The 16,079-nt window shown below is 64.0% G+C and carries 14 protein-coding genes; 6 read left to right on the top strand and 8 right to left on the bottom strand.

Translation table 11 applies throughout. From position 1 onward, the window contains the following. Nucleotides 1-20 precede the first annotated feature (20 nt). The 5 genes from AC4FWB_RS05440 to AC4FWB_RS05420 all read right to left on the bottom strand — a co-directional run bounded on the left by AC4FWB_RS05440 (nucleotide 21) and on the right by AC4FWB_RS05420 (nucleotide 7,610). A complete protein-coding gene (locus AC4FWB_RS05440; RefSeq protein WP_491024780.1) occupies nucleotides 21-1,691 on the bottom strand; it encodes an ABC transporter ATP-binding protein in 1,671 nt (556 codons plus the stop codon). Between the two features lie 9 nt (nucleotides 1,692-1,700). Next, on the bottom strand, nucleotides 1,701-2,840 hold the full coding sequence (locus AC4FWB_RS05435; protein WP_491024779.1) for an ABC transporter permease: 1,140 nt from the start codon (nucleotides 2,838-2,840) through the stop codon (nucleotides 1,701-1,703). Then, complete coding sequence (locus AC4FWB_RS05430; RefSeq protein ID WP_127221424.1) at nucleotides 2,841-3,848, bottom strand: ABC transporter permease; 1,008 nt, start codon at nucleotides 3,846-3,848, stop codon at nucleotides 2,841-2,843. It abuts the gene before it with no gap. A 112-nt stretch (nucleotides 3,849-3,960) separates the two neighbouring features. Beyond that, nucleotides 3,961-6,039 (bottom strand): ABC transporter substrate-binding protein, encoded by a 2,079-nt coding sequence (locus AC4FWB_RS05425; RefSeq protein WP_491024778.1) that lies wholly within the window; start codon nucleotides 6,037-6,039, stop codon nucleotides 3,961-3,963. 104 nt (nucleotides 6,040-6,143) lie between these two features. Then, the gene (locus AC4FWB_RS05420; protein ID WP_491024777.1) at nucleotides 6,144-7,610 is read right to left on the bottom strand and encodes an alpha-glucosidase/alpha-galactosidase; all 1,467 of its coding nucleotides are present in this window, start codon (nucleotides 7,608-7,610) and stop codon (nucleotides 6,144-6,146) included. A 247-nt stretch (nucleotides 7,611-7,857) separates the two neighbouring features. Here AC4FWB_RS05420 and AC4FWB_RS05415 point away from each other — a divergent pair, with 247 nt between their 5' ends. After that, complete coding sequence (locus AC4FWB_RS05415) at nucleotides 7,858-8,700, top strand: AraC family ligand binding domain-containing protein (protein WP_491024776.1); 843 nt, start codon at nucleotides 7,858-7,860, stop codon at nucleotides 8,698-8,700. A 3-nt stretch (nucleotides 8,701-8,703) separates the two neighbouring features. On the opposite strand, the gene AC4FWB_RS05410 is transcribed toward AC4FWB_RS05415, so the two are convergent. From AC4FWB_RS05410 to AC4FWB_RS05400, 3 genes are all read right to left on the bottom strand, one after another. Further along, nucleotides 8,704-9,864, bottom strand: a complete 1,161-nt coding sequence (locus tag AC4FWB_RS05410) for a glycoside hydrolase family 25 protein (protein WP_491024775.1) — start codon at nucleotides 9,862-9,864, stop codon at nucleotides 8,704-8,706. Between the two features lie 118 nt (nucleotides 9,865-9,982). Next, complete coding sequence (locus tag AC4FWB_RS05405; RefSeq protein ID WP_491024855.1) at nucleotides 9,983-10,144, bottom strand: type II toxin -antitoxin system TacA 1-like antitoxin; 162 nt, start codon at nucleotides 10,142-10,144, stop codon at nucleotides 9,983-9,985. Nucleotides 10,145-10,165: 21 nt separating this feature from the next. Next, entirely contained in the window at nucleotides 10,166-10,402 is a 237-nt protein-coding gene (locus AC4FWB_RS05400; protein ID WP_491024774.1) for a hypothetical protein, read from the bottom strand. A gap of 439 nt (nucleotides 10,403-10,841) precedes the next feature. Between AC4FWB_RS05400 and AC4FWB_RS05395 the strand changes: the two genes are divergently transcribed. From AC4FWB_RS05395 to AC4FWB_RS05375, 5 genes are all read left to right on the top strand, one after another. Beyond that, nucleotides 10,842-12,611, top strand: coding sequence for an acyl-CoA dehydrogenase family protein (locus tag AC4FWB_RS05395; RefSeq protein ID WP_491024773.1), 1,770 nt, complete (start codon nucleotides 10,842-10,844; stop codon nucleotides 12,609-12,611). A gap of 18 nt (nucleotides 12,612-12,629) precedes the next feature. Next, entirely contained in the window at nucleotides 12,630-13,385 is a 756-nt protein-coding gene (locus tag AC4FWB_RS05390; RefSeq protein ID WP_491024772.1) for a crotonase/enoyl-CoA hydratase family protein, read from the top strand. Nucleotides 13,386-13,592: 207 nt separating this feature from the next. Beyond that, nucleotides 13,593-14,918 (top strand): hypothetical protein, encoded by a 1,326-nt coding sequence (locus AC4FWB_RS05385; protein WP_491024771.1) that lies wholly within the window; start codon nucleotides 13,593-13,595, stop codon nucleotides 14,916-14,918. Then, entirely contained in the window at nucleotides 14,911-15,504 is a 594-nt protein-coding gene (locus tag AC4FWB_RS05380; protein WP_491024769.1) for a hypothetical protein, read from the top strand. Before AC4FWB_RS05385 ends, AC4FWB_RS05380 begins: the two co-directional genes overlap by 8 nt. Next, nucleotides 15,501-16,079 carry a hypothetical protein gene (locus AC4FWB_RS05375; protein WP_491024768.1) on the top strand — a complete coding sequence of 193 codons (579 nt, stop codon included), beginning with the start codon at nucleotides 15,501-15,503 and terminating at the stop codon, nucleotides 16,077-16,079. Before AC4FWB_RS05380 ends, AC4FWB_RS05375 begins: the two co-directional genes overlap by 4 nt.

The raw sequence follows: 16,079 nt of genomic DNA, 5'->3' as shown, positions 1-16,079 counted from the left end.
TATGAACCTCCGGCATATGGTCACGCCACGTCGAAGGCGGCCCTGACGAGCCGTTCGGTGTAGGCGGTCTTGGGATTGGTGAGGACCTCGTCGACGGGTCCCTGTTCGACGATCTTGCCGTGCTGCATGACGATGACACGGTGGCAGAGCGCCCGCACCACCTTGAGGTCGTGCGAGATGAACAGATAGCTCAGGCCGCGCTCGTCCTGCAGCTTACGCAACAGGTCGATGATCTGCGCCTGCACCGAAAGGTCGAGCGCCGATGTCGGCTCGTCGAGCAGGATGAATTCGGGCTCCAGCGCGATGGCCCGCGCGATCGCGATGCGCTGCCGTTGCCCGCCGGAGAATTCGTGCGGAAACCGCGACAGGATATCGCCGGGCATGCCGGCGCTGACCAGCGCCTCGCGCACCCGCTCGATCCGCTCGCGCCGCGTCGCGCCTAGCCGGTTGACCACCAGTCCTTCCTCGATGATCTGGCCGATCGTCATGCGCGGGTTGAGCGAGGAGAAGGGGTCCTGGAAGACGATCTGCATGCGCGAGCGCAGCGGCCGCATCTCGGCCCGCGACAGGCTCTCGATCGGCTGTCCGTCGAAGCGGATCTCGCCGCGCCTGGCGTCCAGCAGCCTGAGCAGCGCCTGGCCGAAAGTGGTCTTGCCGGAGCCGGATTCGCCGACCAGCCCCAGCGTCTCGTGGCGGCAGAGCTTCAGGTCGAGGTCGTCGACCGCGACCAGCTCGCGCCAGTCGGGCTTGAGGAAAGAACCGTGGCGCAGCGTGAAGCAGACGCGAACGCCGCTCGCTTCGAGAATCGTGCCGCTGCCTTCGGGCAACGATTTCGGTCGCCCGCGCGGCTCGGAAGCCAGCAGCCGCTGCGTATAGGGATGCCGCGGCTCGGCGAAGAGCCGCTCTGTGACGTTGTGCTCGCGCATCTCGCCATGCTGCATGACATAGACGTAGTCGGAGAATTTGCGCACCACGGTGAGGTCGTGGGTGATCAGTATCACCGCCATCCGCAGTTCCTTTTGCAGGTTGCGGATCAGGTTCAGGATCTGCGCCTGCACCGTGACGTCGAGCGCTGTGGTCGGTTCGTCGGCGATCAGCACGTCGGGATCGTTGGCCAAGGCCATGGCGATCATCACACGCTGGCGCTGGCCGCCGGAAAGCTGATGCGGATATTGCTTGAGCCGCGCCTCCGGCTCGGGAATCTGCACATGCCGCAAAAGCTCGAGCGCTCGCGCCCAGGCCTCCTTGCGGCTCACCTTGCGATGCACGCGGATCGCTTCGACGATCTGGCTGCCGACCGTGTAGATCGGGTTGAGCGAGCTCATCGGCTCCTGGAAGATCATCGAGATGCGGTTGCCGCGCAGCTTGCGCCGGGCGCTCTCGGAGAATTTCAGGACATTCTGCCCGTGATAGTCGACGCTCGACCGCGGCGACACCGTCGCGCGCCGCGACAGCAGCCCCATGACGGTTCTCGCCGTCACCGACTTGCCGGAGCCGGATTCGCCGACGATCGCGATCGTCTCGCCGCGATAGAGCTGGAACGAGACGTCCTTGACCGCCTCGACGGTGCCGTGCTCGACCTTGAAGGCGACCTCAATGTTGCGAGCGTCGATGACGGGTTGGTCATGGCGGCCATTGTGGTCGTGCCTGACGGCGGGAGCGAAGGATTCGGCGAGCGCGACGGTCGTCATCCAGCCACCTCAATAGGGATCGACGGCATCGCGCAGGCCATCGCCCAGCGCGTTGAAGGCAAAGACGGTGATCAGCACGAAGCCGACCGGCGAGAGAATCCAGGGATAGGTGCCGATGACCGAGTAGGTCGCGGTGTCCTGCAGCATCAGGCCCCAGGAGATCAGCGGCGGCTTCACCGCGAAGCCAAGGAAGCCGAGGAAGGATTCGAGCAGCACCACCGTTGGGATCGCCAGCGTCACGGCGACGATGACGTGGCTCATCACATTGGGAAAGATGTGCTGCATGATGATGCGCCGGTCGGTGGCGCCGACCGCCATGGCGGCGCGCACATAGTCGATGCGCGCCAGCGCCAGCGTCTTACCGCGCACCTCGCGCGACATCTGCGCCCAGCCCAGCGCCGACATGACGATGATGACGAAGGCGAGGAAGACGTTGGTCGGCGCGGTGACCGGGATCAGCGTCGTCAGCGCCAGATAAAGCGGCAACTGCGGGAAGGCGAGCATAAGCTCGACGAAGCGCTGCATCCAGACATCGAACCGGCCGCCGAAATAGCCGGAGACCATGCCGACGGTGGTGCCGATAACGGTGATGATGAAGACGACGGTGAGCGCGATCATCAGCGAGACGCGCGAACCATGGATGGCGCGCGAAAGCACGTCGCGGCCGAACTTGTCGGTGCCGAGGAAATGCACCGGTTGGCCGTCCATAGAGCCGAAGAAGTGCCGGTTCGCCGGGATCAGCCCGAGGAGCTTGTAGGGAGCGCCCTCGACGAAGAAGCCGAGCAGCCGCGGATGATCGTAGTCCGGGCCGACGATCGGCTGGAAAGTGACCGGGTCGAGGTCGGCCGACTCGGCCAGCGCATAGATCCTCGGCCGCGCGGTGAAATTGCCGTCCTTGTCATGGAAGCTTGGCACTTCCGGCGGCGCGAAGGCGATATCGGTCGCCTTCGGGTCTAGAGGCGCCAGGAATTCCGCGAAGACCGCCATCGCCAGCAGCAGCACGACCAGGCAAAGCCCGGCCATACCAGTCCAGGAGCGCTTCAGCCGGCGCCACACCAGCGCGATGTAGCTCTCATTGCCGTGCGCGGGCTCAGCAACGGCGACGCCTTCGGCCGGCAATGGTGGGGGTGAGGGATCGCGCGCCAGCATCTAGTGCTCTCCGAACTGGCGCACGCGCGGATCGAGCAGCGCAAGCAGCATGTCGGCGATGATGTTGCCGACGATCAGCGTAGCCGACAGCACCATCATGAACGTTGCCGTCACATAGACGTCGCCCACCGCCATCGAGCCGACGATCGCCGGACCGACGGTGGGCAGCGCGAAGATGATCGCCGTCTCGATCTCGCCGGTGAGCATGTAGGGCAGCACCACGCCCTGATACATGACCAGCGGGTGCAGCGCGTTGGGCACGGCATGGCGCATCACCACGGCGCCGCCGGTCAGGCCCTTGGCCTTTGCCGTCTCGACATATTGCGCGTTCAGCGTGTCGAGCAGATTGCCGCGCATGACGCGCATGTTGTAGGCGAGCCCGCCGAAGGTCGCGATCGCCACCACCGGCCAGACATGTTTGACGAGATCGACGAATTTCGCCCACGACCACGGCGCGCCGCCATATTGCGGCGAGAAGAACGAGCCGATCTCCGATACGTTGAACTGGAAGACCAGCAGATAGACGATGATCAGCGCCATCAGGAAGCGCGGCACCGTCATGCCGAGGAAGGAGATGGCCGAAAGTGTGGAGTCGATCCAGGAGTATTGCCGGGTCGCCGCCCATATGCCGAAGGTTATGCCCAGCACCGAGGCGAGCAGGTGACAGACAAGCGCCAGAAGCAGCGTGCGCGGCAGGCGCTCGCCGACCACATCGGCGACCGGCTTGTTGTAGTAGAGGCTGTAGCCGAAATCGCCGCGGGTGACGATGCCGCCGATCCAGTTGAGATACTGGACGGGCAATGGCTTATCGAGGCCGTGTTCGACACGGTAAGCCTGGGCCTGCGCTTCGGCCTCGGCGTAGGAGGCTCCGCCCTGGTTGATCAACTGCGAGCGGATGTAGTCGGCATAGTCGCCGGGCGGCGCCTGGATGATGGCGAAGGTGACTAGGCTTAAGATTGCGAGGACGGGAAGCGCCGACGCTATGCGCATGAGCAGGAATCGCAGCATGGACGGTCCGCTTCCTTTGTCTGGCCGGTCGCTCCCTCGGGTGCGTTCGGAAGTTTCGTTTGTCCGGCCGCGCCGCGACGCGGCCGGACTGTCTTCGTCAGGGAGGTAAACCTTACATCGGACCCTTGTCACCCGGTTTGCCGGGAAGCTCCTCGGGGAAGAGCTCATACTTGGCTTGCTTGTCGACCGCGACGAAGACGCGTTCGCGGACGATCGAATCCTCGGCCCAGTTGAACATGAAGATCGGCGTGCCCTGCGGAATGTTGGAGAAGCGCTTGTTGATGATCAGCGCGCCCGGATATTCCGTCAGGCCGACATTGTAGACATGCTCGGTCGAGATCTTCTGGAAATCCCGCATCAGCCCGGCGCGCTGGTCGTTGTCCTGCGTCGAGACGAACTTGTTGACGATGTCGACGAGGTCCTTCTCGAACGGCATCAGGTCGACCTCGCCGCTTTCCGGCGCGCGGTGGTTCCAGCTGGTCTTCGGGCCGACCGGCGCGAGTTGCTCAGTGTTCTGCACGACCGACGTCAGCTCCTGGTCGTTGCGCCGGATAAGCCAGTCGAAGCGGCCGGCATACTGGGAAGCGTCGCGCTGCGTGCCGTTGAGGCCGTTGAGCACGACCCTCAAGCCCAGCTTCTCCATCTGCGCGACCACGCCTTCGGCAAGGCTCTTGTCTGTCGTGTAGTCGTTGTTGACCAGCATCACGATCTCGACATTCTTGCCGCCCGCGGTGCCGGCCGGGAAGTTCACGAAACCGTCGCCGTCCGTGTCCTTGAGACCAGCCTTGGCGAGCTCGGCCTTGGCGCCTTCGAGATCGAAGGGATAGTAGACGGTCGACTTGCGGTCATAGAAGCTGGTGCCGGACGAGAAGCCGCCGGGATAGATCGCGGTGAACGGACCCTTGACCAGCGAGTCGCCCAGCGCCTTGCGGTCGAGCGCCATGGTGATGGCCTTGCGGAAATCCTCGTTGCGGTTCAGGTCGCGGAGCGCCTGGCCGCGCTCGTCGGGATTGCCCCAGCCATTGGCGGAAAAGTTCATACGCAGATTGTAGCCGATCAGCCGCGGCCCAAAAGCGAGCCTTGCCGGCGCGTTCGCGTCCGCTGCGCGCTTCAGCGAAGCGACGAAATTCTCCGGCTGCTCCAGATTGGAGAAATCGCCCGAGCCCGCCACCGCCTGGACGTCTCGATCGGCCCAGGTCGAGAGCTTGTATTGCAGCTCGTTGAGATAGGGCAGCTGGTTGCCCTTCTCGTCGACCTTCCAATAATAGGGGTTGCGGCGCATGACGATGATGTCGTCCGGCCGGTATTCGACCGGCACCCAGGCGCCCATCACCGGCATGTTCATGTATTCGGGCGGGAAGGCATTCTTGAACTGATCGTAGGTGTTCTTCGAATATTTCGGATGCTGCGGCTTCAATATGTGCGACGGACCGGGGCAGAAGGTGCCATAGGCCATCGCATAGAGATATTGCCTCGGGAAGGCCTCCTTGAACGTCCACTCGACGGTGTAGTCGTCGATTTTCTTCAGCGTCGTGCCGACGCCGAAGGTTTCCGGCGTCGCGCCGTTCAGCGGCGAGACGTTGGGGTCGACGACTTCATCGTCCCAGTAGAACATGACATCGTCGGCGTTGAAGGGCGCGCCGTCGGACCATTTGGCGCCTTCGATCAGATGCATGGTCAGCTTGTGGCCGTCGCTGGACCAATCCCAGCTCTTGGCGAGGTTCGGCAGCGGCTCGGTGTCTTTGGCCTCGACCTGGAACAGCGGCGCCGTGCGCGTCAGGCATTCGGAAAGGCCGATGTCGATGCCGCCCCAGCCTTGTGTCTGGCCGGCGCCATAGTTCCAGCCTTCCGGCCGGCCGCCGATGACATGGCGCATCGTGTCGCCATAGACGCCGACGCCGTCCGGCATGTTGGCGGTCTTGAAGACCAGCGGCTCCTTCGGCAGCCTGTCCTTGACCGGCGGCAGCTTGCCGGCCTTGACGTATTTCTCCGTCACCCAGTCCGGCTCGTGGTATTCGGGCAGCGCCTTGAACTCCAGGATGGAGTCGCGCGCCACATAGTTGATCTTGCCCTCGGCCGGGAACGTCGCCGGCTCGGGCGGGATCGTCGGCTCGGATGCGAAAGCGTGTGCCGGAACGGCAACGCTCATCGCCAGTCCGGCGGCAAAGCCAATTCTGCGTAAGGTCCTCATCGTCTCCTCCCAGTTGTTTGGACGCCTGCTGCTGCCCGCCTCTTGTTCCGGACGGCTGATTTTGGCGGACGTCCTCCTGCGCGTCCGCGTACCTGCCCCGGATCTCAGCCGGCCTGTTTCAAAGCCGCCTTTTCGGCGCGCAATTCCTCGATCGAGCGCACGCTTCGCCGCGCAGCCCCCGCCCATTCGCGGGTCTTGACCTTCGATTTCGAAAGCCGCTCTTTGGCCGCCGGAACGGCATGCGCGTATTGCGGCAGCCAGGCGGCCTGGGCGACGACCATTTCGTCCACCATCTGCCAGACCTCCTCCGGCGTCGACACCGCGCCGACCAGCGGATCGTGCAGCACAGCGAGCTTGAGCAGGTCGATGTCGCCGGCGATCGCGGCATGCACCGACATGCGCTGGACGTTGATCGAGGACATGCAGGTGGCGGCACAGGCCTCCGGCAGCGTGATGCCGGCCGCCATGTTGATGCCGAAACGGTCGACGAAGCCGGGCGATTCAATGATGGCGTCCTGCGGCAGGTTGGTGATCACGCCATCGTTCTTGACGTTGAAGTGGCCGCGATAGACGCGGTTCGTTTCCAGCGCTTCGAGGATGTGGCTGGCATGCTCGTTGGAGCGCTTGGCCGGGTCGATCGGCTTCGATGCCGCTTCGAGGAACTGCGGATATTCCGTTTCGAACCAGTTGCGGGTTTCGGTCGAGTAGCGCAGATAGCCGCCTGTCTCGCCATGGATCCAGTCGGACATGTCGATCCAGCGCGTGATCTCGTCGGGGCGCTTGCGATACCAGGGCAGATATTCCGACAGGTGGCCGTTGCTTTCGGTCGAATAGACCCCAAAACGCTTCAGCACGTCGATGCGCAGCTTTTCCTGCTTCGAATAGACCGGATGCGCCTCGAAGGCGGCGATCAATTCGTCCTTGCCGATCGGCCGGCCGTTCAGCCGCAACTCGATGAACCAGGTCTGGTGGTTGATGCCGGAGCAGACATAGTCGAGCTCCCTGGGCGATCTCGCGCCGAGCACCTCGGCGATCTGCGCGGCGCCGTGCTGGACGCCATGGCAGAGGCCGACCGTGTCGACCTTGCCGTATTCGATCGCCGCCCAGGTGTTCATCGCCATCGGGTTGGCATAATTCAGGAATTTGGCGTTCGTGTCGGCGACCTCGCGGATGTCCTTGCAGAAGTCGAGGATCACCGGAATGTTGCGCTGGCCGTATAGGATGCCGCCGGCGCAGATCGTGTCGCCGACGCATTGGTCGATGCCATATTTGAGCGGAATGCGGATGTCGTCGGCATAGGCTTCGAGGCCGCCTACGCGCACGCAGCTGATGACGTAGCGCGCGCCCTCCAGCGCCTCGCGGCGGTTCGTGGTCGCCGTCACTTTGGTCGGCAAATTGTTTGCTTCCACGATCCTGTCGAGGATCGCCTTGATCATCCCGAGATTGTGCTCGCTGACATCGGTCAGCGCGAATTCGATGTCCTTGAACTCCGGCACGCACAGAATGTCGGTGAACAGCTTCTTGGTGAATCCGACGCTGCCGGCGCCGATAATAGCGATTTTGAAGCTCATCACCTTCACCTCGATCCGATCAAATGCTAGGCAAGGAGCAGCAAGGGAGGATTTGGCCGCGCGCCATGGCGCGCGTGCCAATCAAAGCCGGAAATCCGGCTTTTTCTCCTCCCGCCCGCTCCTCGACCGCGGGTCATTCCCGTTCTTGAGGGCCTGATTATGCGCTTATTCGCCGGCGCGGCCAGAGAAGGATTATGCTTTCGAGGGTAATTTTGTGCTGCGGGACCTGATCGCCAATGGAAAGTTGATGCGCACGATCTCGCTGCCGCGCGGCCGCCAGCGCCTGCATGCCATGCCGACCAGCACCGGCTATGAGGTGCGCGAGGACGAGACCTATGACTGGGACGGGCGAAAGCGCGGCCAGACCCCGTTCACCGTGCTCCAGCATACGATCAGCGGCACCGGCCAATTGCGCTACGAAAGCCGCAACTATCGCCTGCAGGCGAACGACACGCTGCTGGTGCTGGTGCCGCACAACCATCGCTATTGGTTGGCCAAGGGCGACCGCTGGGAATATTTCTGGATCTCGATGAACGGCGAGGAGGCGCTGCGCATCCACAAATCCATCTTGAGCGTCTCAGGGCCCGTGTTCCGGCTGCAGCCGGCCACCGTCGATCACCTTGCCGATTGCAGCCTGCGTCTCATCAAGGGAGCCGCTTCGCCGGGCGCGGCATCGGCCATCGCCTATGAGGCGGCGATGGCGCTCTACGACGATGTCTTCGGCTCGCACGCTTTCGCCGAAAAGCAGAGCGCCATGCAGCCGGTCATCGATCACATCAACGCCAATCTCGACAAGCCGCTGCCGGTGGCGGAGCTGGTCGAAATCAGCGGCCTCAGCCGCGCCCATTTCTCGCGCTGCTTCGCCGAGAGCGAAGGCTTGCCGCCGGCCGAGTTCGTTCTGCAGCAACGGCTGCAGCGCGCGGCGAAGCTCCTGACCAAAGCCGATTTCCTGCCGGTGAAGGAGGTCGCCGTGCTGTGCGGCTTCGAGGACGCGAATTACTTCTCCAAGGTTTTCCGCCGTGCCTACGGCATCACGCCTACGCAGTTTCGCACCACCGGCATGTATGCCAGCCTGAGCAACCATCGCTGAGAGTCAGCGCCGGCTGCGATCGGCTGTCGTCGATGCGGTGCTGACCGGATCGGCCGCGGCGAAGGCGGCGTCGAGCTGTTCGGGGGTGCGCTGCCCGGCCCGCTTCCAGGCGACATACTGGACGATGCCGAAACCCGGGCGCTGCGGCACCGTCTTCACCACCGGCATACGAAAACCGTCGCGGAATTTCACCCAGCGCGCGCCGAGCACCGCGACCAGTTCCTCGATGGTCGGCGGCGTCGCGACGTCGGCATAAGTGATGGTGACCTTGCCGGCGAGGCCTGCTTCACGCGGGATCGGCACCGGGATAGAGGCCAGGTAATCCGGCGGCACATCGATCAGCCCGCCAAAGGCCCATTGCTGGCGCAATTCTTCCGCCTTCATCGGCGCGACGCTGACGTCGATGTCGTTGGGCGTGCCCGGCACGCGATAAGGGCAACTGAAGCGGCCGCAATTCGCCTTCGCCGAGAACTGCCAGAGCGCGTAGCCCTGCCAGTTGCCCATCGGGAAATGCACGTCGATGTCCGGCTTGTAGCGCGCATACCAGAGCGGCAGCCTGGAGAGCAGCCGGTAAGTGTAGCGGTTGTCGGCGATGTACTGGGCGGTCTTGCCGTTTGAGTAGAGCACCGGGAAGCGGCCGAGGCGGCGATGCACCTGGCGCACGAATTCTTCCGCATCCTCGAGCGACATCCATTGCGTGGGGTCGATGCCCTCGATGTCGAGGGCAATGAGATCGTCCGGCGCCGGCTCGGCGAAATCGACGAAGTTGTTCGCCTGCTCGACCGGATTGCCGGGGCGGGCAAGATGATAGGCGCCCCATTTCAGGCCGAGCGCCTTGGCCACCACCTTGCGCGTCTGGAACAGTTCGCGCGTCACCGCATAGCGCTTCCACAGCGCCTTGCAGAGTTTGACGTCGGTCTCACCGCCGAAGCAGAAATAGGGCGGCGGCAGCCCGTCCGAGGCCTTGTTGATGAAGCCTACGATGCGCTTGTCGGTGGCAAGCTGCGCCCAGTCGATCGTGTTGTATTCGTAGGCGTCGATCACCAGCGCGCGGTCGGCGTTCTTCCACGGCTCGGAGAAATCCGAGGCCTTTGCCGCCGTGCCCAGCGCAACCGCAGCCGCGAGAAGCGCCAGGCGGCGAAGAGGGCGCGCCGGCTTTTTCAATCAGGGTGTCCCCACTGACCAGGGGACGATCCTGAACCGCTATGGTTAAGGAAGTGCTTTCAAAGCCCGAAGCTACTGAGGCGCGCAGATCAGATGACGCGAATGGTCGATACAGACTTTACCGGGATTCGACGACCAGCCGTTTGTAGGCTTCGGCAGCCTTACGCAGCGCGCAATTGGGCTCGGGCGGATTGAGAATCACTTCCATCAGGACGCGCTGATCTTTGACCGACAGGCGGATGATTGAAGTCTTCTGGATTCGAGTTTGTTGGGTTGGCATCACGGTCACCGAGATATGCGCTTAGCGACGAAACAGCGACTGCACCTCGAACGGATCGGGCGCCGGCTCCTGTGCCAACGTGCCTTCGGCCGCGCGCTTCTTGTGATGCGCCAGCGAGCATTGCGGCGAGCATAATATACCGCGATCCGACCAATAGGCCGGTCCATGCTCCATCTTGCCCTCATGATACCAGAAGCCCGTGGCCCGATAGGGGAGGCCGCATTCGATGCAGCGATAGGCGTCGGGTCTGGCAAGCATGATGCTCCGGTCCAATCTGTCTGTGATCTGCCTCGGCAGATCATACCAGCAGGCTGTAGTTTCATGTTGCGAAATTTTGAGACGTGATAGCAGCCTTGAAAATTGGCCAAAGCCTTCGCGATCTCGTCATCCTATGGCGGAGCAAGGAGCGGAGCGACGCAGCGCAGACCATAGGATCCATTCCGTGACGTTAAGGCGTTTTCTACGATCCAGAATCTGCTCCGCTGCACCTTTCGCGCAATGTTACGGAATGGATCCTCGGGTCTACGCGTCCGCTTCGCTCCCGCTCCGCCCGTGGATGACGAAGTCTACGCTTGCAAAATCCGCGTGACAAAGTTTGACGTTTACGTAAAAAGAAGGTGCTTGGCCGACCCAAAGGTGGATGGCCTCGCTTCGGCCGCACGACTACGGTTGGCCGGAACGGAGGAGGAGCAGGAACATGTATCGCGCACCGGTCGAGGACATCGCCTTCACGTTGAAGCACGTCGCCGGCCTGAAGCCGGCGCTGGAGGCAGGCACCTTCGGCGATCTCGGCGAAGATCTGGTCGACGCGATCCTGGCCGAGGCCGGTCGCTTCGCCAGCGAGGAAGTGGCCCCGCTCTATAAGATCGGCGACGAGCACGGCGCGGTGCTGAAAGACGCCGCCGTCACCACGCCGCCCGGCTGGAAGGAGCTTTACCGGCGCTGGATCGAGGGCGGCTGGAACGCGCTGTCCGGGCCGGAGGAATTCGGCGGCCAGGGCTTGCCCACGATGCTCGCCGTCGCCGCGCTCGAAATGTGGAACTCGGCTGCCATGGCCTTCGGCATCGGCCCGACGCTCACCATGGGCGCGGTGGAAGCTCTCGACAAGCACGCCTCGGAGGCGCTCAAGGCGAAGTATCTCGCCAAGCTCGTCTCCGGCGAGTGGATGGGCACGATGAACCTGACCGAGCCGCAGGCCGGCTCGGACCTGGCAGCGCTACGCACCCGCGCCGAGCCCGCCGGCGACGGCACCTATCGCATTTTCGGCCAGAAGATTTTCATCACCTATGGCGAGCACGATTTCACCGACAACATCGTGCATATGGTGCTGGCGAGGTTGCCCGACGCGCCGGCCGGCACGCGCGGCATCTCGCTGTTCCTGGTGCCGAAATTTTTGGTCGATGACGACGGCTCGCTCGGCGCGCGCAACGACGTCTTCTGTTCCGGCCTCGAGCACAAGCTCGGCATCCACGCCTCGCCGACCTGCACCATGATCTATGGCGACGGTTTTTCGGGCGCGGCGCCCGGCGCCATCGGCTGGCTGATCGGCGAGGAGAACAAGGGGCTCGCCTGCATGTTCACCATGATGAACAACGCCCGCCTTGCCGTCGGCATGCAGGGCGTGGCGGTGGCCGAGACCGCGACGCAGAAGGCGATCGCCTATGCCAATGAGCGCCGCCAGGGCAAAGCCTCGGACTATGCCGGCTCAGGCATGGCGCCGATCATTCATCACCCGGACGTGCAGCGCAATCTTTTGACCATGCGGGCGCTGACCCAGATCGCACGCGCCATCGCTTATTCCTGCGCGCACGCCATCGACCGCGCGCGCGTCGCCGAGCGCGAGGCAGCCGCCAATTGGCGCGACCGCGCCAATCTGCTCACGCCCTTGGCCAAGGCTTTCTCGACCGATGTCGGCGTCGAGGTTGCATCGCTTGGGCTGCAGGTGCATGGCGGCATGGGTTTCATCGAGGAGACGGGCGCTGCCGCGCTTTATCGCGATGCCCGCATCGCGCCGATCTATGAAGGCACCAACGGCATCCAGGCGATCGACCTCGTCTCGCGAAAACTGCCGCTCGGCGGCGGCGAGCATGTCCATCGCTATATCGGCGAGCTGAAAGCGGTGGCCGACGGCGTGCGCACCTCCAACATCGAGGGTTTTGGGCGCACCGCCGACAATCTCGATCGTGCGCTCACTGATCTCGACGAAGCGACCCGCTTCCTGCAGAAGCTGATGGCCGACGGCAAGGCCGACGCCGCCTTGGCCGGCGCCACGCCCTATCTGCGCCTGATCTCGCTCGCCGCCGGCGGCGCCTATCTCGCGCAAGGCGGGCTGGCCGACCGTGGCCGCATCGCGCTCTGCCGCTTCTTCGCCGAAAACCTGCTCGGCGAGACGCGCGCCCTGAAGGAGCGCGTCATCGGAGGCGCCGACAGCCTCGCCGCCGCCGGGAAGGCGCTGATCTCCGCCTGAACATCCAAAGGACCGACCGTGACCGACCATATCCTCATCGAGCGCCGGGGCGCAGTGCAGATCATCCGCATGAACCGTCCCGACAAGAAGAATGCGCTGACGCGCGCCATGTACGCGAAAATGTCGGCCGCTCTTGCCGGAGGTGACGCCGATCCGGCGGTTCGCGTCCATGTCTTCCTCGGCGTTCCGGGCGCCTTTTCATCCGGCAACGATCTTGCCGACTTCCTGGTCATTGCCACCGGCGGCGAGGGCGGCAACGAGGTCTGGGATTTCCTCATGGCGCTGGCCAAGGCTGAGAAGCCGATGGTCTCGGGCGTCGACGGCATCGCGGTCGGCATCGGCACCACGCTCAATTTGCATTGCGACCTGACGTTCGCCACGCCGCGCACGCTCTTCCGCACGCCCTTCGTCGATCTTGGTCTGGTGCCTGAAGCCGGGTCAAGCCTGCTGGCGCCGCAGACCCTCGGCCGGCAGGGCGCCTTCGCGTTGCTTGGGCTCGGCGAAGGTTTTTCGGCAGAGCGCGCCAAGGCCGCCGGACTGATCTATGAGGTGGTCGCGGAAGACGCGCTGGAAGGCGCGGTGCTCGCCGCTGCCAATGAGATCGCCGCCAAGCCGCCGCAGGCGCTGAAGATCGCCCGCGACCTGATGCGTGAACCGCGGGAAGAACTCGTCGCCCGCATCAAGGTAGAAAGCGAGCATTTCCATGAGCGGCTGAAGTCCGACGAGGCGCGCGCCGCGCTCACGGCTTTCATGACGCGCAAGAAGGCGACCTGATTTCGGCACGGGCAGGTTGTGCCTTGTCCAGGGGAAACTCGCGTCTGGCGCGATTTTTGTCTGTACACACGGGTCTTCACCCCCTATCTGACAAATCTTGCGGGCGGGGGCCCGGTCGGTGGAGAGGACATGGCCCGCAACATTGCCGTCGATGTGCAAGCTTTGAAAACAATCCGGGGCTTGCATTGACGCATTGAACGCCTCGACATGCTTGCCGATGCCGCAAAGCCGCTGGCGCTGACCTTCAAGCTCTGGTGGCGCTTCTGGCCGCAACTGGTCGCCATGGTGCTGTTGGGCATCGTGTTCGGCGACCTGTTCATGCAGCTTGCCGCGCGCACCGCCCTTGTCAATCACATGGCCGGGCTCGCCCTGCTGACGCTGGTCGCGCTGACGCAGCTCATCGTCACCGTCGCCATGTTCCAGACGCTGCTGCCGGCCCTGCCGGCGACACGCGCCGCGCAGCAGGCGGCGCGTGGCGAAAGCGCCAGTGAGCAGCGCAACGGTGGCGCGCGGCTGGCGCGCATGGTCACCGTCGCGCTGCTGCCCTTCTTTGCCTACTACGCCGCCTGGGGCTTTCTCGGCGACACGGTGCGGCAATATTCCCGCGTCGCGCTCGACATGGCGCCCTTCGGCGAAGGGGCGGGCAATGTTCTCGATGTGCTCGATTCGCGCTGGCTGATTGTTTCGGTCGTCATCTCCTGGCTAATAAGGCGCTTCGCCATCATGGTGCAGGCGCGCGGCGCATCGCGCTCCTTCTGGCAGATCGTCGTGGTCATCTGCGAGACCAACTGGATCTTCATCGGTCTCTATGTGATCTCGCGCTGGAAGGACGAGGCCGTCGGCTGGATCATGAGCCGCAATTTCTTTTCCGTCCTGCAGGCCGCGGCGGACGGCATGGCCAATCCGATCGCAAGCGCCTTCGCCGATCCCATGGTCCCGGTGGAAGTCACGTCCATCGACACGACCGCCAGGCTGGTCAACCTGTTCTTCTACATGCTCCTGCCGGTGATCTGGCTGGTGCTCGCCGCGCTGATCTACGGCTACGACGTGCGCGACGACAAGGAACTGATGCGCATGCACCGGCGCGTCGAACATTTTGGCGAGCGCTACCGCGCCATCCCTAAATTCCTGCGCGACTTCGCCGAGCATTTCATCTCCGGCTATCGCTCGCGCTATTTGCCGATCGCCAACGGCGTGCGCATCACGCTGAGCTCGGGCGTGGTGCTCATCGTCACGCTGATCGTCGGCTACCGGCTGATCGACTGGTTGGCGGCCTGGGCATGGCTCGGCATGGCGCGCCTCATCGGCCCGCATCAGCTCGATACCTGGCAGGTGCTTTCCGAAGGCGTCTCGCTGCTCTTCGGCAGCCCGTTCCAGGACTCCTCGACCGGCATTCTTGTCGAGCCGCTCAGGATTTGCTTCCTCGCCGCGATCCTCGAAACGGCGTTTGCGCTGCCGAAGCGCCGGACCAGCGAAGACGCTCAACCGGCCGGCTCGCCGGGCGGTGCGGAAGTAAAGGCGCAGAATGCTTGAGAATGCCCGGTCCCGTCTGAAAGCTTTGTTGGTCGCCGGCATCGGCAGCGCGGCGGCGATTGCCGTCGCCGGTGTCATGGGCGCATTCGGCGCAAGGCACGAGCCGCTGCCTGCCCTGGCGCCGGCCAGCCAGATTGAAACGGGTGAATGGCTGCTGAGACCGCTCAAGGCTTATGCCGCCGAAGGCGAGAATCTCTACGGCGTGCCGCTCAAGCCCGGCGCGAAGGCGCTCGTCCTCGAGGTCGAGATGACCAACCGGACGGCCAAATCGACAAAGGACTATTTCGACGTCCTGCAGGCAAACCAGACGACAGTCGATGCGGCGACGAAACCCTTTATCGCGCTGACGCGCGATTCCACACTGTCGCCGGAACTGCATCCCGGCATGCCGGAACGCATGGCCTATATCTGGCAACTGCCGGACGGAGCGGCGGCGCCGGCGAGCCTCGAGCTGACGGTCATCCGCAAGACCTACAAGCAGCGCGACAACCTCTACGGCCTGCCCGGCTGGTTCAATCCTGCGCCGATCGGCACGCTGAAGCTGCCCGTTGGCAGCGGACCCGGCACAGCGGATATCCAGCCATGATGCGCAAGCTCGCCAACATCGTCCTGCTGCTCGTCGCGGTGTCGCTCTGCTACGGCCTGCAGGTGTCGAAGCCGCATTACGGCGACCTGATCGGACCGATCCCGGCGCGCGGCAAGCTCGGCGACACGGTCGTCGGGCGCGGCTTCGAGGTGCGGGCCGAAAAGGTGGAATTCGCCCGCAACCTGAAAGTCGACAGGTTCGGCGACAGCAAGGTTCTGACCACCGGCGGCATCTGGGCTGTTGTCACGGTGGAGTTCGCGGCGCGGGCGCAATCGACGACGGTGGCGGTCGCGTCCTGGCGCGGGGCGACCGGCCTGACCTATGACCAGACCGAGCGGCTGTCGTTCGCCGATGGGCTCCTTCCCGTGGCCATCGATCCCGGCCTGCCGAAGAAGGCGAAGCTGATCTTCGAGCTGCGGCCCGATGAGGTCAGCGATGCCACTTTGCTGATTTCGGAAAAGCTGATGTCCGCGCTCGACTCGCAAGCCGAGATATCGCTCGGGCCCGTCGCCATTGGACCCGACGGCATGCCGCCCGGCACGGTCGGCACGCTGGATATGGCGCAGCCGATCTGA

It is taken from the genome of Mesorhizobium sp. LEGMi-168a, from assembly GCF_058312955.1.
This window is presented reverse-complemented; position numbering and strand designations above follow the sequence as displayed.